The sequence below is a fragment of the Dokdonella sp. genome, assembly GCF_039926425.1.
Taxonomy (GTDB): Bacteria; Pseudomonadota; Gammaproteobacteria; order Xanthomonadales; family Rhodanobacteraceae; genus Dokdonella_A.
Genome location: NZ_JBDSWZ010000276.1, coordinates 1 through 21914 on the forward strand (window position 1 = coordinate 1; position 21914 = coordinate 21914).

At 62.8% G+C, this 21914-nt stretch carries 23 protein-coding genes; 15 read left to right on the forward strand and 8 right to left on the reverse strand.

The window, feature by feature from the left end:
• The coding region (locus tag ABIV12_RS15490; RefSeq protein WP_348060948.1) for a cytochrome bc complex cytochrome b subunit at window positions 1-1061 on the reverse strand (1061 nt) is incomplete at its 3' end.
• Window positions 1061-1663 (reverse strand): ubiquinol-cytochrome c reductase iron-sulfur subunit, encoded by a 603-nt coding sequence (gene petA / locus ABIV12_RS15495; protein ID WP_348060950.1) that lies wholly within the window; start codon window positions 1661-1663, stop codon window positions 1061-1063. The genes ABIV12_RS15490 and petA, both read right to left, overlap by 1 nt.
• A gap of 240 nt (window positions 1664-1903) precedes the next feature.
• Here petA and ABIV12_RS15500 point away from each other — a divergent pair, with 240 nt between their 5' ends.
• Complete coding sequence (locus ABIV12_RS15500) at window positions 1904-3109, forward strand: trypsin-like peptidase domain-containing protein (RefSeq protein ID WP_348060952.1); 1206 nt, start codon at window positions 1904-1906, stop codon at window positions 3107-3109.
• Between the two features lie 60 nt (window positions 3110-3169).
• Here the strand turns inward: ABIV12_RS15500 and ABIV12_RS15505 are convergent, their stop codons facing one another.
• Complete coding sequence (locus ABIV12_RS15505) at window positions 3170-4234, reverse strand: lytic transglycosylase domain-containing protein (RefSeq protein WP_348060954.1); 1065 nt, start codon at window positions 4232-4234, stop codon at window positions 3170-3172.
• Between the two features lie 227 nt (window positions 4235-4461).
• On the opposite strand from ABIV12_RS15505, the gene miaB reads away from it, so the two are divergent.
• The 12 genes from miaB (at window position 4462) to ABIV12_RS15565 (ending at window position 15785) form a co-directional block, all read left to right on the forward strand.
• On the forward strand, window positions 4462-5805 hold the full coding sequence (gene miaB / locus ABIV12_RS15510) for a tRNA (N6-isopentenyl adenosine(37)-C2)-methylthiotransferase MiaB (protein WP_348060956.1): 1344 nt from the start codon (window positions 4462-4464) through the stop codon (window positions 5803-5805).
• A 256-nt stretch (window positions 5806-6061) separates the two neighbouring features.
• Window positions 6062-6892: a hypothetical protein gene (locus tag ABIV12_RS15515; RefSeq protein WP_348060958.1), complete on the forward strand. Its 831-nt coding sequence runs from the start codon at window positions 6062-6064 to the stop codon at window positions 6890-6892.
• A gap of 94 nt (window positions 6893-6986) precedes the next feature.
• Entirely contained in the window at window positions 6987-7358 is a 372-nt protein-coding gene (locus tag ABIV12_RS15520) for a DUF4345 domain-containing protein (protein WP_348060960.1), read from the forward strand.
• 70 nt (window positions 7359-7428) lie between these two features.
• Window positions 7429-8001 (forward strand): sigma-70 family RNA polymerase sigma factor, encoded by a 573-nt coding sequence (locus ABIV12_RS15525; protein ID WP_348060962.1) that lies wholly within the window; start codon window positions 7429-7431, stop codon window positions 7999-8001.
• Complete coding sequence (locus ABIV12_RS15530) at window positions 7998-8759, forward strand: anti-sigma factor (protein WP_348060964.1); 762 nt, start codon at window positions 7998-8000, stop codon at window positions 8757-8759. The genes ABIV12_RS15525 and ABIV12_RS15530 overlap by 4 nt, the downstream gene beginning before the upstream one ends.
• 176 nt (window positions 8760-8935) lie before the next feature.
• Entirely contained in the window at window positions 8936-9913 is a 978-nt protein-coding gene (locus tag ABIV12_RS15535; protein ID WP_348060966.1) for an acyl-CoA desaturase, read from the forward strand.
• Between the two features lie 4 nt (window positions 9914-9917).
• Window positions 9918-11162 carry an FAD-dependent oxidoreductase gene (locus ABIV12_RS15540; protein WP_348060968.1) on the forward strand — a complete coding sequence of 415 codons (1245 nt, stop codon included), beginning with the start codon at window positions 9918-9920 and terminating at the stop codon, window positions 11160-11162.
• Window positions 11163-11221: 59 nt separating this feature from the next.
• Complete coding sequence (locus ABIV12_RS15545) at window positions 11222-12049, forward strand: DUF1365 domain-containing protein (RefSeq protein ID WP_348061018.1); 828 nt, start codon at window positions 11222-11224, stop codon at window positions 12047-12049.
• 53 nt (window positions 12050-12102) lie between these two features.
• Complete coding sequence (locus ABIV12_RS15550) at window positions 12103-13338, forward strand: cyclopropane-fatty-acyl-phospholipid synthase family protein (RefSeq protein ID WP_348061020.1); 1236 nt, start codon at window positions 12103-12105, stop codon at window positions 13336-13338.
• Window positions 13335-13904, forward strand: coding sequence for a DUF2878 domain-containing protein (locus ABIV12_RS15555; protein WP_348060970.1), 570 nt, complete (start codon window positions 13335-13337; stop codon window positions 13902-13904). Before ABIV12_RS15550 ends, ABIV12_RS15555 begins: the two co-directional genes overlap by 4 nt.
• Window positions 13901-14683 carry a DUF1295 domain-containing protein gene (locus ABIV12_RS15560; protein WP_348060972.1) on the forward strand — a complete coding sequence of 261 codons (783 nt, stop codon included), beginning with the start codon at window positions 13901-13903 and terminating at the stop codon, window positions 14681-14683. Before ABIV12_RS15555 ends, ABIV12_RS15560 begins: the two co-directional genes overlap by 4 nt.
• Before the next feature lies 1 nt (window position 14684).
• The gene (locus ABIV12_RS15565; protein ID WP_348060974.1) at window positions 14685-15785 is read left to right on the forward strand and encodes a cyclopropane-fatty-acyl-phospholipid synthase family protein; all 1101 of its coding nucleotides are present in this window, start codon (window positions 14685-14687) and stop codon (window positions 15783-15785) included.
• Window positions 15786-15819: 34 nt separating this feature from the next.
• Here ABIV12_RS15565 and ABIV12_RS15570 read toward each other — a convergent pair whose 3' ends face one another.
• The 5 genes from ABIV12_RS15570 to ABIV12_RS15590 all read right to left on the reverse strand — a co-directional run bounded on the left by ABIV12_RS15570 (window position 15820) and on the right by ABIV12_RS15590 (window position 19939).
• Window positions 15820-16374: an NADPH-dependent FMN reductase gene (locus tag ABIV12_RS15570; RefSeq protein WP_348060976.1), complete on the reverse strand. Its 555-nt coding sequence runs from the start codon at window positions 16372-16374 to the stop codon at window positions 15820-15822.
• Window positions 16371-17237 (reverse strand): alpha/beta hydrolase, encoded by an 867-nt coding sequence (locus ABIV12_RS15575; protein WP_348061022.1) that lies wholly within the window; start codon window positions 17235-17237, stop codon window positions 16371-16373. Before ABIV12_RS15575 ends, ABIV12_RS15570 begins: the two co-directional genes overlap by 4 nt.
• A gap of 157 nt (window positions 17238-17394) precedes the next feature.
• Entirely contained in the window at window positions 17395-17994 is a 600-nt protein-coding gene (wrbA, locus tag ABIV12_RS15580; RefSeq protein ID WP_348060978.1) for an NAD(P)H:quinone oxidoreductase, read from the reverse strand.
• A gap of 60 nt (window positions 17995-18054) precedes the next feature.
• A complete protein-coding gene (locus ABIV12_RS15585) occupies window positions 18055-18666 on the reverse strand; it encodes a hydrolase (RefSeq protein WP_348060980.1) in 612 nt (203 codons plus the stop codon).
• Window positions 18667-19006: 340 nt separating this feature from the next.
• The gene (locus tag ABIV12_RS15590; RefSeq protein WP_348060982.1) at window positions 19007-19939 is read right to left on the reverse strand and encodes a DUF5996 family protein; all 933 of its coding nucleotides are present in this window, start codon (window positions 19937-19939) and stop codon (window positions 19007-19009) included.
• A gap of 197 nt (window positions 19940-20136) precedes the next feature.
• Between ABIV12_RS15590 and ABIV12_RS15595 the strand changes: the two genes are divergently transcribed.
• Entirely contained in the window at window positions 20137-21138 is a 1002-nt protein-coding gene (locus ABIV12_RS15595; protein ID WP_348060984.1) for a PhoH family protein, read from the forward strand.
• Window positions 21139-21229: 91 nt separating this feature from the next.
• The gene (gene ybeY / locus ABIV12_RS15600; protein WP_348061024.1) at window positions 21230-21643 is read left to right on the forward strand and encodes an rRNA maturation RNase YbeY; all 414 of its coding nucleotides are present in this window, start codon (window positions 21230-21232) and stop codon (window positions 21641-21643) included.
• Window positions 21644-21914: the final 271 nt, after the last annotated feature.

Below are 21914 nucleotides of genomic sequence, written 5' to 3' on the forward strand. Positions count from 1 at the left end.
GCAACCTTGAAGCCGGTGCCGCGGTAGCGGATCGACCTGACCTTGCCGCGATCGAGCCAGGGCACGAAGAACAGCAGGAGGATCGAGCCGAACATCGCGATCACGCCGGGCAGCTTGTACGGAATCATGCGGACGATCGCGTAGAACGGCGTGAAGTACCACACCGGTTTGATGTGCGTCGGCGTCGCCAGGTTGTTTGCCGGAATGAAGTTGTCGTGTTCGAGGAACCAGCCCCCGAATGTCGGCGCGTAAAAGATGATGAACGCGGCGATCAGCAGGAAGAACCCTGTTCCGAAGAGATCCTTCACCGTGTAGTACGGATGGAATGCGATGCCGTCGAGCGGAGTGCCATCGGGTTTCTTTTTCGCCTTGATGTCGACGCCATCCGGATTGTTCGACCCGACTTCGTGCAACGCGGCCAGATGCAGCACCACCAGCAACAGCAGCACCAGCGGCAACGCAATCACGTGCAGCGCAAAAAAGCGATTGAGCGTGGCGTCGGCCGGCAGATAGTCACCCATGATCCATTCGACCAGCGAATCGCCAATCCACGGAATCGCACCGAACAGCGAGATGATCACCTTCGCGCCCCAGAACGACATGTTGCCCCACGGCAAGACGTAGCCCATGAACGCTTCGGCCATCAGCACCAGGAAGATCAGCATGCCAAGCAGCCACACCAGTTCGCGCGGCTTTTTGTACGACCCGTACATCACGCCGCGGAACATGTGCAGGTAGACGACGACGAAGAACAGCGAGGCGCCGGTCGAATGCATGTAGCGGATCAACCAGCCCCAGTTGACGTCGCGCATGATGTACTCGACCGAAGCAAACGCTTCCAGCGCGTTCGGCTTGTAGTTCATCGTGAGGAAGATGCCGGTCAGGATCTGGTTGACCAGCACGAGCAGGGCGAGCGATCCGAAGTAGTACCAGAGGTTGAAGTTCTTCGGCGCGTAGTACCCGCTGGTGTGCGAGGACAGGAACGAGAAGATCGGCAAGCGGTCTTCGACCCAGTTGACCAGGCCGTTCTTCGATTCGATGCGGTTCGTCGTGGTGCCCATCAGGCTTTCCCCTCCGGATTCACGCCGATCATGATGTGGGTGTCGTCAACGAACGAGTACGGCGGCACCGACAGGTTCGCTGGTGCAGGTACGCCGTCGAACACGCGGCCGGCAAGGTCATAACGCGACTTGTGGCACGGGCAGAAAAACCCGCCTTTCCACTGCGGGTCGAACGGCTCGGGTTTCAACTCGGGAAAGTAATCCGGAACGCAACCGAGATGCGTGCAGATCCCGGTCACAACCAGCCATTCCGGCTTGATCGAACGATGATCGTTCTTCGCGTACTCGGGCTGCTGGTCCGCATTGGAGGACGTCGGATCCTTGAGGCGTGCGTCTTCGCCGGCGAGCGCGTCAAGCTGCGGCTTCGTGCGATTGACCACGAACACGGGCAGGCCGCGCCACGCAAACGTCACCTTCTGCCCCGCTTCGATCTTTCCGATGTCAGCCAGCACCGGCGCACCGGCCGACTTTGCCTTGGCGCTCGGTTCCCACGACTTGACGAAGGGAATGGCCGCGATCACCACTCCCGCTCCGCCGACGACCGCCGTCGTCGCGGTGAGGAATCGCCGGCGCCCCTTGTCCACCACAGCATCGTTTGCCATCAGCACTCCGCCGCAAAACATTCGAGAAAAACGTGTCGACACGGGTCTTCGCGAGACATTCGCGGCAGACACCGCGCGTCGATTGGGGCATGCCCCAAAATCGTGCTAGTTTAACGAACGGTCATTCCCCGCACAATCAAGCTGGACGCGCGCGCCACGCTCGCGGCACGCAGCCGCCCCCGATCAGCCGCTGCGGCTTCGATCCGCGATACGACCGCATCGCGTCCAGACGAACGATCCATGCTCAGTCGAAAAACCCAAAATCTGCTCGCCTTCATCGCCCGCTGCGCAGTCATCGGACTCGCCGCTGCGTTCCTGCTGAGCGTGCTCGCTCCAGCAATGGTCGACCGTCTGCGCGCAACAGCGGCAGTGTCCCATGCGACATCCGGGCAGGTTGAGTCCGTGACTGCGACAACAGGTCGCGCCCCGGTGTCCTACTCCGATGCGGTCGTTAAGGCGTCGCCATCGGTGGTCAACATCTACGCGAACCGGATGACGATCTCGAAAAGCTACTACCAGATTCCCGATCCACTCACCAAACGCCTGCTCGGCTACATTCCGGGGCCGCTGATGCGCCGCCAGGAACAAAGCTTGGGATCCGGCGTGATCTTCAGTTCCGACGGCTACGTTCTCACCAACAACCACGTCATCAACGGCGCGGACGACATCCAGGTGGCGCTCGACGACGGAAGCGTCTCGCAAGCCCAGGTCATCGGCACCGATTCGGAAACGGATCTGGCCGTGCTGAAAATCGACGGCAAGCAATTGCCCGAGATCACCGTGCCGGACGGCGCGAACGCCAGTGCCGACGTCGGCGACGTGGTGCTGGCAATCGGCAATCCCGGCGGCGTGGGCAAGACCGTCACGATGGGCATCGTCAGTGCGACCGGACGCCAGTTGAAGATGTCTGCGTACGAGGATTTCATCCAGACCGACGCGGCGATCAATGCCGGCAATTCGGGCGGCGCACTGGTCAACGCGCTCGGCGAACTCATCGGCATCAACACGGCGGTGTATGCGAAGCCCATCTCGGATGGCTCGGGACGCATGCCGCAGGTCCCCGAAGGCATTGGCTTCGCGATTCCCGTGACCACCGCCAAGACCGTGCTCGAACAGATCATCAAGCACGGACGGGTGATCCGCGGCTGGATCGGCGCGGACTACGCCGACATTCCTCCGGCGAACGGTGCGACGTCCCGACAGCAAGGCGTCGTTGTGCTCCGGGTCGTGCTGGAAAGTCCTGCAGCGCAGGCGAATTTGCAGGCGGGCGATCTGCTGCTCAAGCTCGATGGCACGGCAATCGCAGACCAGGTCGATCTTCGCAACCGCGAAGCCGCGCTCGCGCCCGGCACGAAGGTTCGGCTCGAAGGACTGCGCAGAAACATGCCTTTCGCGGTCGACGTGGTGCTCGTGCAGCGTCCTGCGCCAAGCACGACGGGCGCGTGAACCCCGCGGCGACAATGCGACGTGCTCCTGCGGCCCCGAATTTGATCGACCCGTGAAACGCTACAACGCTTTCTGATAGCGGTCGCGCAGCGTCGCAACGCGCTGAACGTACAGTTGCGTTTCGTCGTAGGGCGGAATGCCGTGGTATTTCTGCACCGCACCCGGCCCGGCGTTGTAGGCGGCCGTCGCGAGGCGCGAGTCGTTGTTGAAGTTCTTCAGCAGTTGCGAAAGATAGCGGGCGCCACCGCGAATGTTCTGCGCAGCATCGAACGCATTGGCGACGCCGAGGTCGCCCGCCGTTCCGGGCATCAGCTGCATCAGGCCCTGCGCTCCCTTGTTGGACAGCGCCATCGGATTGAATGCCGACTCGGCGTGGATCACCGCCCGCAACAATGCGGAGTCGACTCCGAAGTCGGCAGCGGCCGCGGCGATCTCGACTTTGTATGCGGCGAGATTCAGCGCCGTGCGCGCGAAATCGATCTTCGAATGGACGTCGCAGGCGATGCAGGTGGCAATGTAGGTGAACAACACGGCGAACGCATTGCCCGCCGGTTTCACATTGGTGTACTCGGTGATGCCGCCCGTTCGCTCCACCTTGTAGACGGCGCCGCGCAGGATTCGCGGCATCGGCGCTTCCGCCTTCGCGGGTATTGCAACGGCCGACGGCGACGGCGATGCCAATGCGAGCGCCGCGGTACTCACGGCACTGACGATCGGCGGGACGACCGGAATCGGAACCAGCACCGGCGCCGTGCTCGTACCACCGGACGCCACCGCAACAAACAGGGCCTTCGGTGCGGTCGATACGACGCTTGCGTCGACAGAGGAAAAATCCGCTCTCGCCTTCACATTCTCCTGGTACACCCAACCGCTGACAGACGGGGCCTTCGCGGAGATCGGGACAGACTTTGCCACGGAGGGCGTGGGAAGCGGTGACGATGTCGGAGTATCGACAAACGTCGAGATCACCTTGCAATCGATGAAGCCCTGCCGTTTGCTGGTGTACGCGATACTGCCGTCCCTGGTGCCGCACTTGTACAGCACACTCGCGCCGGCGAAGGACGCGGACAGAAGTCCGAATCCAAGCAGGATCACGCGGGCGGCAGAGTGACGACGGTGCGGCATGGACGTTATTGAAACCTTTGCGGGCGTCAAGTTTCCGCCCGTTCGTTCGGATGGCTGCGGGAACGCGCGCCGGCTTCGTCCCGCAATCCTCATTGGCCAGATGCCTTTTACCACGTAAACTATTGGATTGGCGCCTGTTTTTTCACAAAGTGGGCATCCGGCCGCATTCTTGCCGCGGTCGCGCTTGGCACATCACCGGTTCGCAAGGCCGTTCGCAGGATTCAACAATGACCGGCAAGCTCTACATCAAGACCCACGGTTGCCAGATGAACGAGTACGACTCGACCAAGATGGCCGACGTGCTGCGCGCATCCCATGGGCTCGAACGGACCGAGGACGAGTCGGAAGCGGATGTCATCCTGATCAACACCTGCTCGATCCGCGAGAAGGCGCAGGAAAAGGTCTTCAGCCAGCTCGGCCGGTGGAAGAAATTCAAGCGCGACGGCAGCTCCGTGGTGATCGGCGTCGGTGGTTGCGTCGCGAGCCAGGAAGGCGCCGCGATCGTCAAGCGTGCGCCCTATGTCGATCTGGTGTTCGGGCCGCAGACCCTGCATCGCCTGCCACAGATGATAGAGGCGCGCCGTGCAAGCGGTGAGCCGCAGATCGACATCTCGTTCCCCGAAATCGAGAAATTCGACCGCCTGCCGGAACCGCGCGCGGATGGGCCGGCCGCATTCGTCTCCATCATGGAAGGCTGTTCCAAATACTGCTCGTTCTGCGTCGTGCCTTACACCCGTGGCGAGGAGATCAGCCGGCCGTTCGACGATGTCGTTGCGGAGATCGCGACGCTCGCCGAACAGGGTGTGCGCGAGGTCAACCTGCTCGGGCAGAACGTCAACGCGTACCGCGGGCCCATGCATGAAGGAGACGTGGCGGATCTCGGCCTGCTGATTCACGCGATCGCGCAGATCGACGGAATCGGCCGCATCCGCTTCACGACGTCACATCCGCTCGAATTTTCCGATTCGCTGATCGACGCCTATGCAAACGTGCCGCAGCTGGCGAACTATCTGCACCTGCCGGTGCAATCGGGCTCCGACCGCATCCTGTCGGCGATGAAGCGCGGATACACCGCGCTCGAGTTCAAGCAGAAGATCCGCAAGCTGCGCGCGGTGCGCCCCGATATCTGCGTTTCGTCCGATTTCATCGTCGGCTTTCCTGGCGAGACCGACGCGGACTTCGAGCGCACCATGAAGCTGGTCGATGACATCGGCTTCGACCAGAGCTTCTCGTTTGTCTATTCGCGCCGTCCCGGCACACCGGCTGCAAGCCTTGAAGACGACACGCCCGACGCCGTGAAGAGCGAGCGACTGGCGCGCCTGAAGGACGCCCTCAACATCAATGCGCGAGCGATCAGCGAGGCGATGATCGGCAGCGTGCAACGCGTGCTGGTTGAAGGACCGAGCGCACGCGATGCCGCGGAACTCACCGGCAAGACCGAAAACATGCGCAACGTGAATTTCGCCGGCCCGGCACGGTTGGTCGGACAGTTTGTCGACGTGACGGTCACCGAGGCGATGGTCAATTCGCTGCGCGGGCGGATCCAGACACGCGAGAACCTGATCGCCTGAGACGGCGCAACGTCGCGCGTCGTCAGAGGACCGCATTCACCGCGGTTCGCTGCAAAGCGGTGGAGAAATCGGCGGTCGGAAACCGCCGCTGTGCAATCCGATGAGCCGATCGCGAAGACGCGATGTCGTGCACGGAACGCATCGATTCCGATCCGCTTGTTTGAGCAAAGCAGCACCGTCAGCCCTCCTAATGCTGCATCCGGGCACTCGTTCGTTGCGTATGTAGTCCCCGAAGCCTGCCGGTTGCGCAGCGCACGTGGAACTGCTCGTGGCGACACCGGGGTCACCGATTCAACATGCACGAACGGCGAAGCGCGCGGTGCTCGCAGTTGCGATCTGCGCGATGACGGTGAGCGGGTTGCCGGCACTCGGCGCCGAACACTACGAGGGCGAAGCCTACGCGGCGACGGGCGGTGAAGCGCTGTACAGCGAATCCCATTGGCGCTACGACGACGACGGCGTCGCCACCGGCCTCGTGTTGTACCGGTGTCCTGACGGTTCGCCGTTTGCGCGCAAGCACATCCGTGCCACGGCCAATGCGCAGGCACCCGACTTCGACCTGCTCGACGCGCGCACCGGATACACCGAAGGAGTGCGCGGCAGCGGCGACAGGCGCGAGGTTTACGTGCGAACGAGCGCCGGCGCTCCCGAACGCACTGCGGCTCTTCAAGATCATGCCGAACTGGTCGTCGATGCCGGCTTCGATGCATTCGTTCGCGACCACTGGGACGTGTTGAATGGCTCCGCGACATCGCTCGCATTCGTCGTGCCGAGCCGACTTGGCGCAATGAAATTCGAGGTGAGTCGAGTCGGTGCTGAAACGGTCGATGGACGTCCGGCACAACGTCTGCGCCTTGCCCTCGGTACCTGGTACGGCGGACTGCTGCCGCACATCGACGTCGTGTATGACAACGCGACGCGCCATCTCCTGCGCTATGAAGGCACCAGCAACGTGCGCGACGCAAGCGCCCGCAACGTGGTGGTGCGCATTGAATTCCCGCCCGCCCAACGCGATTCGCAGGCGACGGCCGCGGACGTCGCGGCGGCGGCGACCGTGCCGCTGACCGGCACGTGCCCGCTATCATGATCGCCGTGCGCGCACCGTTGATGATCGCAGGAATTCGCAGCGGATCCCGATCGGCGCGAGCCCAGGCGCACATCACTTCCGGAGCAGCGATCGAATGGCCACCATCTATCTTTATTTCAACGCGTTCATCTACGCGGCGTTGGCACTGTGGTGCACGCTGGCTCCGACCGACACGGCTGTCGCCGTCGGCTACGAAACGCTCTCGCGCTCGGGCATGTCGGAATACCTCGTTGTCTACGGCGGTCTCGAATTCGGCCTTGCGCTCTTCTTCGTCTGGTGTGTCCACAGCGGAATGCAGCGCGCGGGCGTCGCGTTTTCGCTCGCGCTGTACGTACCCATCGTGCTCTACCGCTTCGCCACGGTCATTCATCAGTGGCCGGTCGCATCGATCACGCTCGGCACCGGAATCCTCGAGATCGTCCTTCTGCTTGGCGCAATCGTTGCGTGGCGAAGCGTGCGCGCGTAGATCCGACAGGTTGCGCGCCGCCGGGAAATTCGTGACTATCCGGCGCACGAACATCGGCACAGAAGGTTGCATGAACGAGTCGACAGATGCGGTACTCGACGAGAGGGACCGCCTTCGCGACCTGCTGGTGGCTGTCGCGGGTGGCGACGCCCGCGCGTTCGAGAACCTGTACAAGTCGACGTCGGCGAAGCTGTTCGGCATCTGCCTTCGCGTGGTCAAGCAGCGCAGCGATGCCGAGGACGTGCTGCAGGACGTCTACAGCACGATCTGGCGCAAGGCGAACCTGTACGACTCGGCACGCGCCAGCGCCATGACCTGGCTCGCGATGATGGCGCGCAACAAGGCGATTGACCGCGTCCGCTCTGGGGGTGTGGAGCGCAATTCCGCCACGCTTGATCTGGCCGACGATCTGCATGACATGAATCCGACGCCGACCGCCGCGGCGGAATCGACTGACGACAACAAGCGTCTCGACGCCTGTCTTGGCGAACTCGACGTGCAACGGCGCAATCTGATTCGGGTCGCGTTTTTCGAAGGCGCCACCTACGAGGAACTGGCGAGTCGCAGCGGCTCGCCATTGGGCACCATCAAGAGCTGGATCCGTCGCGGCCTGCTGCGTCTCAAGGCGTGCCTGGAACGATGAACACCATCGCCGATCATATGCAGGAACCACCCGAGGACATCGACTTCGCGGGGGAGTACGTGCTTGGTGTGCTTGGCGCCGCCGATCGCGCGGCCGCCGAGCGCCGGATCGCAGGCGATGCGTCGTTTGCGCGCGAAGTTGCCGATTGGGAATCTCGGCTGATGCCGCTGATCGACGAGATCAACCCGGTGCCGCCTCCGTACGCATTGTGGCCACGCATCCGCGCAGCCGCCGGGTTGCCGGCAGATCCTCGCGCACCGGCGACGCAGGTGCGTGCGGCAGAACCCGCCGGCTTCTGGCAGAGCGCGCAGATCTGGCGATGGCTGACCGCTGGCGGATTCGCGGCCGCGGCTGCAAGTCTGGTAGCCCTGTTCGTTGTGCCGCAGATCGCGCCGCCGCCGGTCGAGGCGCCCGCGTCCAAGCCACTGGTTGCCAAGATGGTGCAGGACGACGGCAAGTCGCTGTTCCTTGCAACGGTCGATGCACGTCTTGGCACGGTCGTCGTGCAGCCGACCACGGTCGACATTCCGGCCAATCGCGTGGCGGAACTGTGGCTGATTCCGCCGGGCGATTCGCCGCACTCTCTCGGCCTGCTCGATCCGACGCGTGCGAATGCCGTGGTCGTCCCCAAGGAACTGATCGCCGCACTCGGACCGCATGCGCTCTTTGCGGTGACGGTCGAGCCACCAGGCGGCGGACCTGGCGGCAAGCCGAGCGGACCGATCATCGCCAAGGGCGAACTCTCGCTCCTCCTCTGAAGCGCATTGATCTGGGCACGCTTCATGGGCTCGCGAATCCGGGCACATTCCCTGTGGAAACTCACCGATGCGTCGGTGAGCACGCCGGCGTCCGCGGGCGTGGCGCGCGTTGAAGCGCCTGCATCCGGATCCGACCTGTTCTCGTATACCTTTTTGTCTTCTGCACTGGAACTGCAATGTCGAGTGTGCCGATCCATGAAGCCAGCGCTCCGATCGTCGTGAAGGGACCGACGCCGCGCGCACGCTCATTCGCAGTGACGCTCAAGAGCTGGTTCGACACCGAAGCCGACGTCGAGCTCGACGAGCGCGCCGATCGCATCGACTGGCTGCGCACGGTGCCGTTCATCGGCATGCACCTCGCATGTCTCGGCGTGTTCTTCGTCGGCGTGTCGGGATTCGCGATCGCAGTGGCAGTCGCGTTGTATGCAATCCGCATGTTTGCCGTCACCGGCTTCTACCATCGGTACTTCGCACACAAGACGTTTCGCACCTCACGCAGTGTCCAGTTTCTGGCCGCTGTCATTGGCGCCGCCTGTGTCCAGAGGGGTCCGCTGTGGTGGGCGTCGCATCACCGCAACCATCATCGCCACGCGGATACCGACCTCGACATCCACTCACCGCGACACGGCTTCCTGCGCAGTCACATGGGCTGGTTCCTGACGCGCCGCGCGTTCCACACCGACTTTGCGGTGATCGGCGACTTTGCGCGCTATCCCGAATTGCGCCTGCTCGACCGGTTCGACATCCTCGTTCCGACCTTGCTCGCCATCGCTCTCTATTTCCTCGGAGCCTGGCTTGCGATCGCGCATCCCGAACTCGGCACCAGTGGCCCTCAATTGCTGGTGTGGGGATTTTTCGTGTCGACCATCGTGCTGTTCCACGCGACCGTCACGATCAACTCGATCGCCCACCGGTTCGGTCGCCGCCGCTTCAACACGCGCGATACCAGCCGCAACAACTGGTTCCTTGCACTCATCACCTTCGGCGAGGGCTGGCACAACAACCATCATTTCTTCCCGGGATCCGCGCGCCAGGGATTCCGCTGGTGGGAACTGGACATGACCTGGTATGGCCTGCGCGCGCTGGCGCTGCTCGGCATCGTCCGTGACCTCAAGCCGGTGCCGGCGTGGGTGCTTGAGCGCAAGGAACACTGAGCCGATGCGCATCGCGGTGATCGGCTCCGGCATTGCAGGCCTGTCGTCGGCGTGGCTGCTGTCGCGTGAGCACGAGGTCGTGCTGTTCGAATCGAACGACTACCTGGGCGGCCACACGCACACGCACGACGTGGTCGTCGACGGTGGCACGCTCGCGGTCGACACGGGCTTCATCGTGTTCAATCCCGATCATTACCCACTGCTGACGCGCCTGTTCGGCGAGCTGCAGGTGCAGTCGCGTTCGACCACGATGAGCTTCTCGGCACACGGCGAGGCCAGCGGCATCGAATACAACGCCGGCAGCCTCCGCGGGCTGTTTTGCCAGCCGCGTAATCTTCTACGCCCCGACTTCCTCCGCATGGCCGGCGAGATCATCAAGTTCTACCGCAACGCTCCGGCCCTGCTCGACGATCCGCAGGGTGACGTGCCGCTCGGCGAATATCTCGACCACAACAACTATTCGGACATGTTCCGCGACCTGCACCTGGTGCCAATGGCGTCGGCACTGTGGTCGTCGCCGGCCTCGTGGATCCTGGAATTTCCGGTACGCCACCTGGTTCGCTTCATGGCCAACCACCAGATGCTGCAGATCACCGGTCGACCACCGTGGCGCGTGGTCGAAGGCGGTTCGCGTTCTTACGTGCGCGAGCTTCGCGCCCGCTGGAGCGTGCAGGAGCGCCTGTCGTGTCCGGTGTCGGGCGTCCGTCGAAGCGACGATGAGGTCGTGGTCACGAGCCCGGGCGGCGAGGAAGTCTTCGACCAGGTCGTGCTTGCCTGTCACAGCGACCAGGCCTTGCGCCTGCTGACCGATGCGACCGACGACGAGCGGGACATCCTCGGTGCCATGCCTTACCAGCGCAACAATGTGGTGCTGCACACCGATGCGCGCGTGCTGCCGCGCAATCGAAAGGCGTGGGCCGCCTGGAACGCGCATGTTCCAGCCGACACGGAAGCCGAGTGCACCGTCAGCTACTGCATGAACATCCTGCAGTCGATCGATGCGCCGCAACCGCTGATCGTCACGTTGAACCGCACGGCGGACATCGATCCGGCACGCATCCTGTGGCGCGGAACGTATAGCCATCCGTTGCAGACGTTGGCATCAGCAACCGCGCAGACGCGACGCGCAACGATCCAGGGACGCCACCGCACATGGTTTGCCGGCGCCTATTGGGGCTACGGCTTCCACGAGGATGGCATCCGCAGCGGTGTCGAGGTCGCACGGGAACTCGGGGTGGAATGGCCGTGAATCCGGTCGCCGACGCACGCAATGACCCGCGCGCCTCCACCGACGAGGCCGGATTCCCGCTGATCGCGCGCGCCATCGACCGGAGTTCCAATGCCGCGTCCGATCGCCCCACAGCGAGCGCGATCTACGAAGGCTGGGTCCGCCACCGCCGTCATTCGCCGCACCCGAACGCATTTCGCTATCGCATGTACATGCTCTATCTCGACCTGGCGGAGATTCCCGCGCTGTTCGACGATCGCTGGTTGTGGTCGGCGAGCGGACGCAACCTCGCTGAATTCCGTCGCAGTGATTTCTTCGGCGAGCCGACCGTGTCGCTCGACGACGCAGTGCGCTATCGCGTCGCGAGCGAAACGGGCCATGTTCCGAGAGGGCCGATCCGTCTGCTCGCGCATCTGCGCTACTTCGGCTACTCGTTCAATCCGGTCAGCTTCTACTACTGCTTCGCCGAGGACGGCGTCACGCTCGAAGCAATCCTCGCCGAAATCACCAACACGCCGTGGAAGGAACGCCATGCCTATGTGTTGCCGGTCGCGCAAGCACTGCACAGCGGCACTGCGCTGCGCTGGGATTTTCCGAAAGCCTTCCACGTCTCGCCGTTCATGGCGATGAAGCGTGACTACGCCTGGCGATTCACGGTGCCAGGGGACAACCTGCGCATCCACATGGATGTGATCGACGGCGCGCGTGAAGGCTCGCTACGCGAACTCGACGCAACGCTCGTGCTGGAACGACACGATTTCACCGGCGCCAACCTCGCCCGGGTGCTGGCGCGTCATCCGTTCATGACCGCTAAGGTGGTTGCTGCGATACATTGGCAGGCGTTGCGCATCTACGCGCGCGGCAACCCCGTACATGATCATCCGAACCCCACGGAGCATTCCCGATGAGCTTCGACACCCTGGTCGACAGCAGGCCGGACACCGATCCACGCGAACCGTCGATGATCGAACGCATCACCCGCGGCCGGCTGTTGCAGTCACTCGAGAGCCTGCGCGAATGCCGCATCGTGGTCGAGGAAAACAGCGGCACACAGTCCTACGGATCCCCGGCCGCGCGCCCGGAAGACACGCTCAACGCGCGCATCCGTGTGCGGGATCCCGCGTTCTATCGCATGACGGCGCTCAACGGCAGTGTCGGCGCGGGTGAAGCGTTCATGGACGGCCTTTGGGACTGCGACGATCTCGTCTCGCTCATCCGCGTTCTGGTGCGCAACCGCGATCATCTGGACGCCATGGAAACCGGCCTCGCCCGGATCGGTGGCAGCGTCATGAAGGCGCTTCACGCCGTCGCGCGCAACACGCAGGCCGGCAGCCGCCGCAACATCGCCGCGCACTACGATCTCGGCAACGATTTCTTCAAGCTCTTTCTCGACGACAACATGATGTACTCGTCAGCGTTGTACGACAACGACGACGAATCGCTGGATGTCGCATCCACCCGCAAGCTGGACCGGATCTGCCGCAAGCTTGCGCTCGGGCCAAACGATCACGTGGTCGAGATCGGAACCGGCTGGGGCGGCTTCGCGATTCATGCAGCACGCCACTATGGCTGCCGCGTGACGACCACGACGATCTCGAAGGAACAGCACGCGCTGGCGACCGAACGCGTCGCAGCGGCGGGTCTTTCCGATCGGATCGAACTGCTGCTGGAGGACTACCGCGAACTCGGCGGACGCTACGACCGCCTTGTGTCGATCGAGATGATCGAAGCAATCGGACACCAGTACCTCGACACCTATTTCCGCAAGGTCGGCACGCTGCTCAAGCCGGACGGCGCGGCGCTGATCCAGGCCATCACCATCGAGGATCATCGCTACGCGCAGGCGCTGCGTGCGGTGGACTTCATCAAGCGCCATGTGTTTCCCGGCTGCTTCATCCCGTCGATCAGCGCAATGCTCGGCGCGACCACGCGCAACAGCGACCTGAAGCTCTTCCATCTGGAAGACATCGGTCCGAGCTACGCGTTGACGCTCAAGGCATGGCGCGAACGGTTCCTCGCGCGCCGCAGCGACGTGCTCGCGCAAGGCTATCCGGAACGCTTCGCGCGGATGTGGGAGTTTTATCTGGCCTACTGCGAGGGCGGCTTCCGCGAGCGTTCGATCGGCGTCGTGCAGATGCTGCTGACGCGTCCGCGTTCGCAGCGTGCGCAGATTGCCCCGGCGCTATCGCCGGCATGAGTCCACGCGCCGCATTCTGGATCAACACGGTCGCTTTCCAGCTCGTGTGGATGGTGGCCGTCGGCGGCGCGGCACAGGGTCTGTGGTGGGCCGGGCCGATTGCTGTGTGCGTGTTTGCCGCATATCAGTTGAGCGTCTCCACCGAAATGCGCAGCGACGTGCTCCTGATCATCCTCGCAGTCGTGATCGGTGCATTTGCGGATTCGCTGCTCGCGCATCTGCAGCTCGTGCGCTACACATCGCCGGTGCCGAGCGCGGAATTCGCTCCGCTGTGGATTCTTGCGCTGTGGGCGAGCCTTGCGCTGACGATCAACCACTCAATGGCCTTTTTGCAACGGGATCTGCGCATTGCTGCGCTGTTCGGAGCACTCGGAGCGCCGCTGTCGTTTTCGATTGCCGATCGCGCATGGAACGCCGTGAAACTTGCAGAGCCCTTGCCGACGACGCTGTTCGCGCTCGCCGCACTCTGGACAATCGCTACACCACTCCTTGCAGCCACTGCGCGCCTGCTGCGCAGACGTGCCACGTCGTTGACGCTCGCCTCGGCGCTGGAGGCACACCGGTGAACGCATGGCCGATCGTGCTGCTGTGGCTCTTCGCGGCGGTCGTGATGTTCGTCGGCTGGCTGCGCCAGCGAACGACACGCAACGCGGGCCTCGTCGACGTCCTGTGGTCCGCGTGCATGGCGTTGAGTGCGGTGTTTTACGCAAGCGTCGCCGATGGCGCAATGGTGCCGCGCATTCTGATTGCGGTGCTTGGCGGCGTCTGGGGCAGTCGCCTTGCGCTGCATCTGATGCATCGCGTCGGCAGCGAACCCGAAGACGGACGCTACCGGTATCTGCGCGAGCACTGGCACGACGACCAGCGCCGGTTCTTCGGATTCTTCATGGCGCAGGCCGTCGCGACAGGCCTCTATTCGCTGCCGTTCTGGATTGCCGCGAGCAATCCCGTGGCAGGCTGGACCGTGTGGTCGACGCTTGCGGTGGTGGTGTGGCTCGTCAGCATCGGTGGCGAGACGATCGCCGATCGACAACTCGCCGCGTTTCGTGCCGATTCCGCGAATCGTGGCAAGACCTGTCGCGCCGGACTCTGGCGCTACTCGCGCCATCCCAATTATTTCTTCGAGTGGACCCACTGGTTCGCCTACGTGTTCCTCGCCGTCGGCGCAGGTCCATGGCTCCTCGCGGCAAGCTTCATCGGCCCGGCGTTGATGCTCGTATCGCTGGCCTGGCTTACCGGCATTCCATTCACCGAAGCGCAGTCTCTGCGTTCGCGCGGCGACGACTATCGCGACTACCAGCGCACCACCAGTGCACTCATCCCGTGGTTTCCGAAGGAGCAATGACATGACGACGGAAATTCTCGCGTCGAGACAGAACACACCGCAGAAACCTGCAGCGGCCGAACACGACAGCGCGTGGTCAACGATTGCATTGGCCGAGCGCGGCCTGCTTCCCGACAGCCTGATCCGACTGGGAATCCGCCGGCTGTGTGCGGATCGTCTTCGCGTCGAACGCGGCGCCAGTCTCGAAGCGTCATGGCAGCGCTTCCGCCACGTGCTCGACAGTCTGCGCACCAGCTCGATCGCAATCGAAACAGATGCCGCCAACGCACAGCACTATGAATTGCCACCCGGCTTCTTCGAACTCTGCCTTGGCAAAAGGCTGAAATACAGTTCGTGCTACTGGGACAACACCACGCCGGATCTCGACGCGGCCGAAGTGCGGATGCTCGCAATCTACGCCGAACGTGCGCTGCTCGCCGACGGCCAGTCGATCCTCGAACTCGGCTGCGGCTGGGGTTCGCTGACGCTGTGGATGGCCGAGCACTTTCCCAATGCCCGCATCACTGCGGTGTCGAACTCGCGGCCGCAGCGTGAATTCATCGAAGCACGATGCCGCGACCGCGGTTTGGCCAACGTGCGCGTCATCACACGGGACATCAATGAACTGACCCTCGATTCTGCACAGTTCGATCGGGTCGTCTCGGTGGAGATGTTCGAGCACGTGCGCAACTACGACCATCTCATGTCGCGCATCGGTGAATGGCTGCGAACCGGCGGCAAGCTGTTCGTGCACATCTTCTGCCATCGTGAACTGATGTATCCGTTCGAGACCGACGGCGACGACGACTGGATGGGCAAATACTTCTTCACCGGCGGCCTGATGCCCGCGGCCGACACGCTTCTGCATTTCCAGCGCGACCTGAAGATCGACGAGCAGTGGCGCCTCTCGGGCACCCACTACGAGAAGACCGCGAATGCGTGGCTCGAAAACCACGACCGCCGTCGCGACGAGGTCCTTCGCGTCCTTGGCGTGGCATACGGCGACCAGGCGGCGCTTTGGAACCAGCGCTGGCGCATGTTCTGGATGGCTTGCGCGGAACTGTTCGGTTATGCGGACGGCGACGAGTGGATGGTCGGTCACTACCGGTTTTCAAAGGACTGAATCGACGACAGCGCTCAGCGCAGGATCTTTTCGGTCAACGCCCCTGAAGTTGGCCGGCGAATCCTTCGAGAAATGTCCGCAATGCGCTCCTCACTGCGTCGTCGATCATGTTTCCCTCGGCGTCAAACGCCTTGTCAGCGCCAGACACCATGAGCCTGCCACCGGACCATATCCTCGCACCCAACTTGTGCAGTATCGGGATCCACGCATTCTGCGCCAACGCCGTGCCGAATCCGCCGGTTGTTGCGCCAACGAGGGCGACCGGTTTGCCTGCAAAGACGCGTTGAATATCGGACGTGGGGCGAGTGAGCCAGTCGATTGCATTCTTTGCGACCCCGGGAATGCTGTTGTTGTATTCGGGTGTCGCAATCAGCAATCCATCCGCCGCAGCGATCGCGTCCTTCAACGCGGCGACGGCGAGAGGAATGCCGGTCGCCGCTTCGTCGTCGCCGTTGTACAGCGGAATGGGCTGGATCGAGTGGATGTCCAACCGGCCGCCGGCCGGCATCATTGCAGCGGCAGCGCGTAGCAACGCCGAGTTGTACGACTCGCGACGCAAACTGCCGGAAATTCCAACGATGATTGTCATGGTCGGCGTTCCTCGCTCGCGCTTGGCGCGAAGCGCCGCACAAATTTCATAGCCGTGTCGGCGACCTCGCGCCAGCCGCTGTCGATGGTCAGCGCATGTCCCCGGCCCGGCATTTCGAGAATTTCGCTGATGCCGGCATTCGCATTCTGGAGTTTGAACGATGCGTGCGCAACGGCCCACGGAACGGTATGGTCTTTTTCTCCGGAGAGGATCAGCAGCGGCCCACGTGCCGGATTTGCGGTGTCAACCGTCGCTTCCGTCCACGGATTGAAATTGGCGACGGCCGCCTGAAACAGCGGCTCGCCGGCGGCTGGGACCGCGAAGCGCGCATAGAGCGTACGGGCCTCCTCTTCACCGACGGCGTTGGCGAACGCGTAGCGAAACTGCTCGTAGGTCAAGGGCACCGCCCGGTTGCGATTGGCAGGATTGCCGAGCACCGGCCATGCCGATTTCAGCGCCGAGAATGGAAGCGGGAGGACGCCCTGGAATGGCGCGGGATCAATTGCCACGGTGACCGCAGCCAGTCCTCGTCCTGCAAGGATTTGCGCCAGGAGTCCACCAAACGAATGGCCGATCAGAACCGGCTTGCGCGTCAGCCCATTGACGATCTGCGCGAAATGGTCGGCCACCTGGCCAATTGATTTGTGTGCGAATACATCCGGATGGGCATTCGCTTCTTCGACTGTGTCCGGATCGTCGGGCCAGCCTGGTGCGAGGACCGTGTATCCGGCCGCCTCGAACATCACGGCCCAACGGTCCCAACTGCTCGACAACAGCCACAGCCCATGCAGGAACACGACAGGTTGGCGGCCGTTCGCATTGGCAGCTGCAACCTGCAGTGCATCGTGTTCGGTCATTCTCATAGTCACGTCATTGCCTGTTGCGGGCGTCGACATTGTTCAGGCTCTCCAATGGATTCAGCGTTGACCTTCAAAATTTCAGCGCACGCATCACGGGTAGCCGATGCGGGGTGTCGCTCGCTCTGTCAAGAACGTTCAGTTCCTTTGCGTGCGCCATGTTTCAGCCATGCAACTTCATCGCCGTCTGGGCAACCACGCGTCCCAGATAGCGCGCGCCTGCCAATTCGTTTTCGGTCGGCTGGCGCGCGCCATCGCTACCGGCGATCGTGGATGCGCCATACGGCGAGCCGCCGGTGACATCATCCAGGATCGTTTGACCGGCGAATCCGTAGTTGAGTCCAACGATCACCATGCCGAAGTGCAGCAGGTTGGTGATGATCGAGAACAGCGTGGTTTCCTGCCCGCCATGCTGGGTCGCGCTGGAGGTGAAAGCCGCCCCAACTTTGCCGTTGAGCGCTCCTTGCGCCCACAGCCCACCAGCGCGGTCGAGAAAGGTCGCCATCTGCGAACTCATGCGTCCGAAACGGGTGCCGGTGCCGACGATGATCGCGTCGTAGTCGCGCAAATCATCGATCGTCGCCGCAGGCGCCGCCTGATCAATCTTGAAGTGCGACGCGCGCGCAACGGATTCAGGAACCAGTTCGGGCACGCGCTTGACGTCAACGTGAGCTCCGGTAGCGAGTGCACCTTCTGCGATGGCGTTGGCCATGATTTCGGTATGACCATATGCGGAGTAGTAAAGAACGAGAATGCGAGTCATGGCACGGTTTCCGTTGAGTGGAAGGTCTCGGGCGCAAAGCAGTTTCGGAGCGGGCCGCTTTCAATGACCCTCGACCGCGAACAGGATTTCCGCAAAGCCGGGCACAGTCGCCTTGCGATTCCAATCACGCTGCAATTCGCAAATCAACGAGACCCACGAAATGGGTTGCCCGCCGGCCTGCTGGACACGCGCAAGTCCGGCCCGATGCGCTTCGAGCGATGTGCCGCCGACCGCGTCGACCACCGGATACACGTCAAAGCCTTCACGGAGTGCGTCGAGTGCCGGAAACGCCAGACACACTTCGGTCCAGAGCGCGGCGATGATCAGTTTCTTGCGACCAGTCGCCTTGACCGCCATGACGAAGTCGGCGTCGTCCCATGCATTGATCGACGTGCGATCAATGGTTGGCACATCACCGAGAACATCGTGCAGCTGATGAATCGTTGGTTGGTTGATGCCCGTGTCAACGTTCACCGTGGAGACCACGATCGGAACGTCATAGAGTTTGGCGATTTTCGCCAGCGCCACCACGTTGGCGACCAAGGTGCGTTTGTCCATGCTGGCGACAGAACTCACCTGTGTTGGCTGAAAGTCGATGATCAACACGGCGCAGTTGTGCGGTGTCAGCAATGCATCTTTAACGGGGTCGCGGATAGGTACTGCGGAAGTCATGATCTTGTCCTCTTTCGTGGGCAATCGCAGGCGTAGCAGCGACGCGAAAAAAAAAGTGTGCGCCGAGAGGGCGCCGTCGCGCCGAACTGGCGTTCAAAAGCCACGCCGGCCCGTGCCGCAAGAATGATCAGGGCTATGCCAGTTTTTCGATTGCACGTTTCGACGACAATTTGTCGTAAATATGCGCCGACCGCTCCATCGGAGGGCGGGGAGTGCGGGGAGTGCGGTGCGACCAGGTGTCCGGCTGGCTATCCGCGGACGGCTGGCGACGAACCGGTTGTTGGCCTGGGAGAGGCTATTTGCAATGGTGGCTGTAGGGCGCGTTGAAAAACGGTGTTACTCACGGCCACTCTTGAGCAATTCGTTCGAGCGCGACGCGATCCCACAGCCCAAGCTCGGCGGCTGCTTCGTAGGTTGATTGCAGGAATTGGAGCAGCGTTGAATCGGGGTCGGCCGCGCTGCGAATGGCAGAATACGGCAGCACGAATTCGTGCATCTGCGCGTTGTAGGCAGCAGCTGCAGGACGGACTGGATACGACGCATAGCCCGGCGGTTCCGGATATGCATAGGCATAGAACGCAGGCTCTTCGACGGGGCCACCGCCCGGCCAGAAGCCGCAGCTGCTGCACTCGTGCGAATACGCTTCAACCATCACGTCGTCGGGACAGTGCGGCACGCCGCCCGGGTGGCGTGGCGCACGACGCCCGGAAAAGCGCGTCGTGGCCAGGTCGAAACTGCCCCAGAAAAAATGCGCCGGGCTTTGCTTGCCGACGAAGCGACCACGAAAGCGCTGCATCACGCGCTCGGTCTGCAGCAGAATCCGCCACCAGCGCTGCACGGCATCCGGATCATAGGATGCGTGCTTGCGATCCCTGGCGAACGGGATGACGGTCGCAAGCTCGACAGGCACCGGCCTTATTCCAGGCGCGATGCCGAGTTCAAGCAACGCTGCAAGATAACGCGCGAAGAAATCGGCGACCGAACACGGCTCCAGCGCGACGCCGCGCGTCGCGCCATCGCTGACCTGTATCAACAAGCGATGCTCGAGAAAATCGAACTCGACCGAAAAGCTGCCGTTGGCGCACGGCATTGCCGAGGTCGTCAGTCCGCGTGGCGTCACATAAAGCGCGATCTGCCACCAATGGTTCTGCATCGGCGCGAACGCGAGTCGCGTCTTGCCCACGATCTGCGTCCAAAGCTGCAAGGTTTCGCAGGTGTCCCGCCACTCGTCCAATGGCAGCGCAGGCCAGCGATCGCGTTGTGTCTCGGTCATGACAGTTGCTCGCCCCGCCCTAGCGACGCGGCTCCCGGAACGTCACTTCGCGCATGTCTGACCATTGCGTAAATCTATGCCCTCCGAAGTTGCGGATCAATCAGCGACGCCAAACTGAACCTGCCGACACAGGCGCCGATGCGGCGCGGATCCCGCGACTGGCAGGTGCGCCTCGCGCGCGCTAACCTCCTATGCCTATGACCGAACCCACTTATCACGATTTCGCGCTCGATCCCGCTGACGGGATGCGCCTCGCCAACCTCGCTGGCCCGTTCGACGAGCACCTTCGGCAGATCGAGTTAAGGCTCGGCGTCGAAATTGCCAATCGCGGCAACATCTTTCGCGTCACTGGCGCGCCGCATGCGGTCAAAGCGGGCGAGCGCGTGCTGCGTGATCTTTACGCGTCGACAGAAACCGAAACGCTGACTCCGCCGCAGATCCATTTGCATCTGTCGGAATCGGGTGTCGATGCACTCGACGCGCGCGCCGCCGAGTCATCGCAGGAGGTCGCCGTGCAGGTGAAGCGCGGGCTGATCCGTGGACGGGGCGCGAACCAGACACGCTACCTGCACGCGATCGCGACGCACGACATCAATTTCGGCATCGGCCCGGCCGGAACCGGCAAGACATACCTTGCGGTCGCCATGGCGGTCGATGCGCTCAACGACAATCGTGTGCAGCGGCTCATCCTCGTGCGGCCCGCGGTCGAAGCGGGGGAGAAGCTCGGCTTCCTGCCGGGCGATCTCAGCCAGAAAGTGGATCCGTACCTGCGCCCGCTGTACGACGCGCTGTATGAAATGCTCGGCGTCGACAAAGTGCTGAAGCTGATCGAGCGAAACGTCATCGAAATCGCCCCGCTCGCCTACATGCGCGGTCGCACGCTCAACGATGCGTTCGTGATCCTCGATGAAGCACAGAACACCACGATCGAGCAGATGAAGATGTTCCTCACACGCATCGGCTTCGGGTCGGTCGCGGTGGTCACCGGCGACATGACGCAGACGGATTTGCCGAAACACGTAAAGTCCGGTTTGCGCGACGCAGTCGAGGTGCTGCACGACGTCGAGGGCACGAGTTTCACGTTCTTCACTGCAAAGGACGTCGTTCGGCATCCTCTCGTGCAGCGGATCGTGCGCGCCTACGAGCAACGCGAACTCGAACGTTCAGCTGCTGCTCCGGCCAACGGGCATGACGGCTGAATCCCGCCGTCGACCGAAAGCCGCCGCGACGCCGGAGGCAACCCGGATCTGCCTGTGGTTTAAGAATGAAGCTGGCCGCGCCGGGGTGCCGATGCTGAAATCGTTTCAACGCTGGATCGATGCGATTCCCGAGTTGCGCAATCGCGGACGCTGGACCGAGCTCAATATCCTCATCGTCGGGACGACCGCCGGCCGTCGCTACAACCGCGATTTTCGCAACCGCGACTACGCGACCAACGTGCTCAGCTTCCCGTACGAACCCGCGCCGGGCGAGCATGCGGGTCTGCTCGGCGACATCGTCATCTGTGCGCCGGTGGTGCAGAGCGAAGCCCGCAAGGCACGCAAGGATCCACGCGATCATTTTGCCCACCTGACAGTCCACGGCGTGCTGCACCTGCTCGGCTACGACCACGAATCCGACCGCGATTCGAAGACGATGGAAACGCTGGAACAGTCGATCCTCGCCACGCTCGGCATCGACGACCCCTACTCCATCGACGACTGACCGTCGCCTGCCGAGCGACGGGAAGCCCGCTGTGATGCGCCTGTCAGAGCAATCCGAGAGGGGTTGCAGAGGAGTTTCAGCTTTCTGGTTTCAGCGACGCCTCCAGAACAACGGTCGCCGAACGCGACGGCAATCCCGATTTCATCCACCGGTCGATCTCGTCTCGGTGCGCGTCGTGTTTCAGGCTTTCGACTGGTTCTCGAACCGGTCCGCCCGCTCCCGTTCGCCGCGTCTCCTCCACCGCAATTCACCCGCAAAGCACCTTTGCTAC

Bases quoted from the DNA above. Each gene is read 5' to 3' on its own strand.
- petA (WP_348060950.1), bottom strand. From the start codon at position 1,663: ATGGCAAACGATGCTGTGGTGGACAAGGGGCGCCGGCGATTCCTCACC.
- ABIV12_RS15500 (WP_348060952.1), top strand. From the start codon at position 1,904: ATGCTCAGTCGAAAAACCCAAAATCTGCTCGCCTTCATCGCCCGCTGC.
- ABIV12_RS15505 (WP_348060954.1), bottom strand. From the start codon at position 4,234: ATGCCGCACCGTCGTCACTCTGCCGCCCGCGTGATCCTGCTTGGATTC.
- miaB (WP_348060956.1), top strand. From the start codon at position 4,462: ATGACCGGCAAGCTCTACATCAAGACCCACGGTTGCCAGATGAACGAG.
- ABIV12_RS15520 (WP_348060960.1), top strand. From the start codon at position 6,987: ATGGCCACCATCTATCTTTATTTCAACGCGTTCATCTACGCGGCGTTG.
- ABIV12_RS15525 (WP_348060962.1), top strand. From the start codon at position 7,429: ATGAACGAGTCGACAGATGCGGTACTCGACGAGAGGGACCGCCTTCGC.
- ABIV12_RS15530 (WP_348060964.1), top strand. From the start codon at position 7,998: ATGAACACCATCGCCGATCATATGCAGGAACCACCCGAGGACATCGAC.
- ABIV12_RS15535 (WP_348060966.1), top strand. From the start codon at position 8,936: ATGTCGAGTGTGCCGATCCATGAAGCCAGCGCTCCGATCGTCGTGAAG.
- ABIV12_RS15540 (WP_348060968.1), top strand. From the start codon at position 9,918: ATGCGCATCGCGGTGATCGGCTCCGGCATTGCAGGCCTGTCGTCGGCG.
- ABIV12_RS15550 (WP_348061020.1), top strand. From the start codon at position 12,103: ATGATCGAACGCATCACCCGCGGCCGGCTGTTGCAGTCACTCGAGAGC.
- ABIV12_RS15555 (WP_348060970.1), top strand. From the start codon at position 13,335: ATGAGTCCACGCGCCGCATTCTGGATCAACACGGTCGCTTTCCAGCTC.
- ABIV12_RS15565 (WP_348060974.1), top strand. From the start codon at position 14,685: ATGACGACGGAAATTCTCGCGTCGAGACAGAACACACCGCAGAAACCT.
- ABIV12_RS15570 (WP_348060976.1), bottom strand. From the start codon at position 16,374: ATGACAATCATCGTTGGAATTTCCGGCAGTTTGCGTCGCGAGTCGTAC.
- ABIV12_RS15575 (WP_348061022.1), bottom strand. From the start codon at position 17,237: ATGAGAATGACCGAACACGATGCACTGCAGGTTGCAGCTGCCAATGCG.
- wrbA (WP_348060978.1), bottom strand. From the start codon at position 17,994: ATGACTCGCATTCTCGTTCTTTACTACTCCGCATATGGTCATACCGAA.
- ABIV12_RS15585 (WP_348060980.1), bottom strand. From the start codon at position 18,666: ATGACTTCCGCAGTACCTATCCGCGACCCCGTTAAAGATGCATTGCTG.
- ABIV12_RS15590 (WP_348060982.1), bottom strand. From the start codon at position 19,939: ATGACCGAGACACAACGCGATCGCTGGCCTGCGCTGCCATTGGACGAG.
- ABIV12_RS15595 (WP_348060984.1), top strand. From the start codon at position 20,137: ATGACCGAACCCACTTATCACGATTTCGCGCTCGATCCCGCTGACGGG.
- ybeY (WP_348061024.1), top strand. From the start codon at position 21,230: ATGCTGAAATCGTTTCAACGCTGGATCGATGCGATTCCCGAGTTGCGC.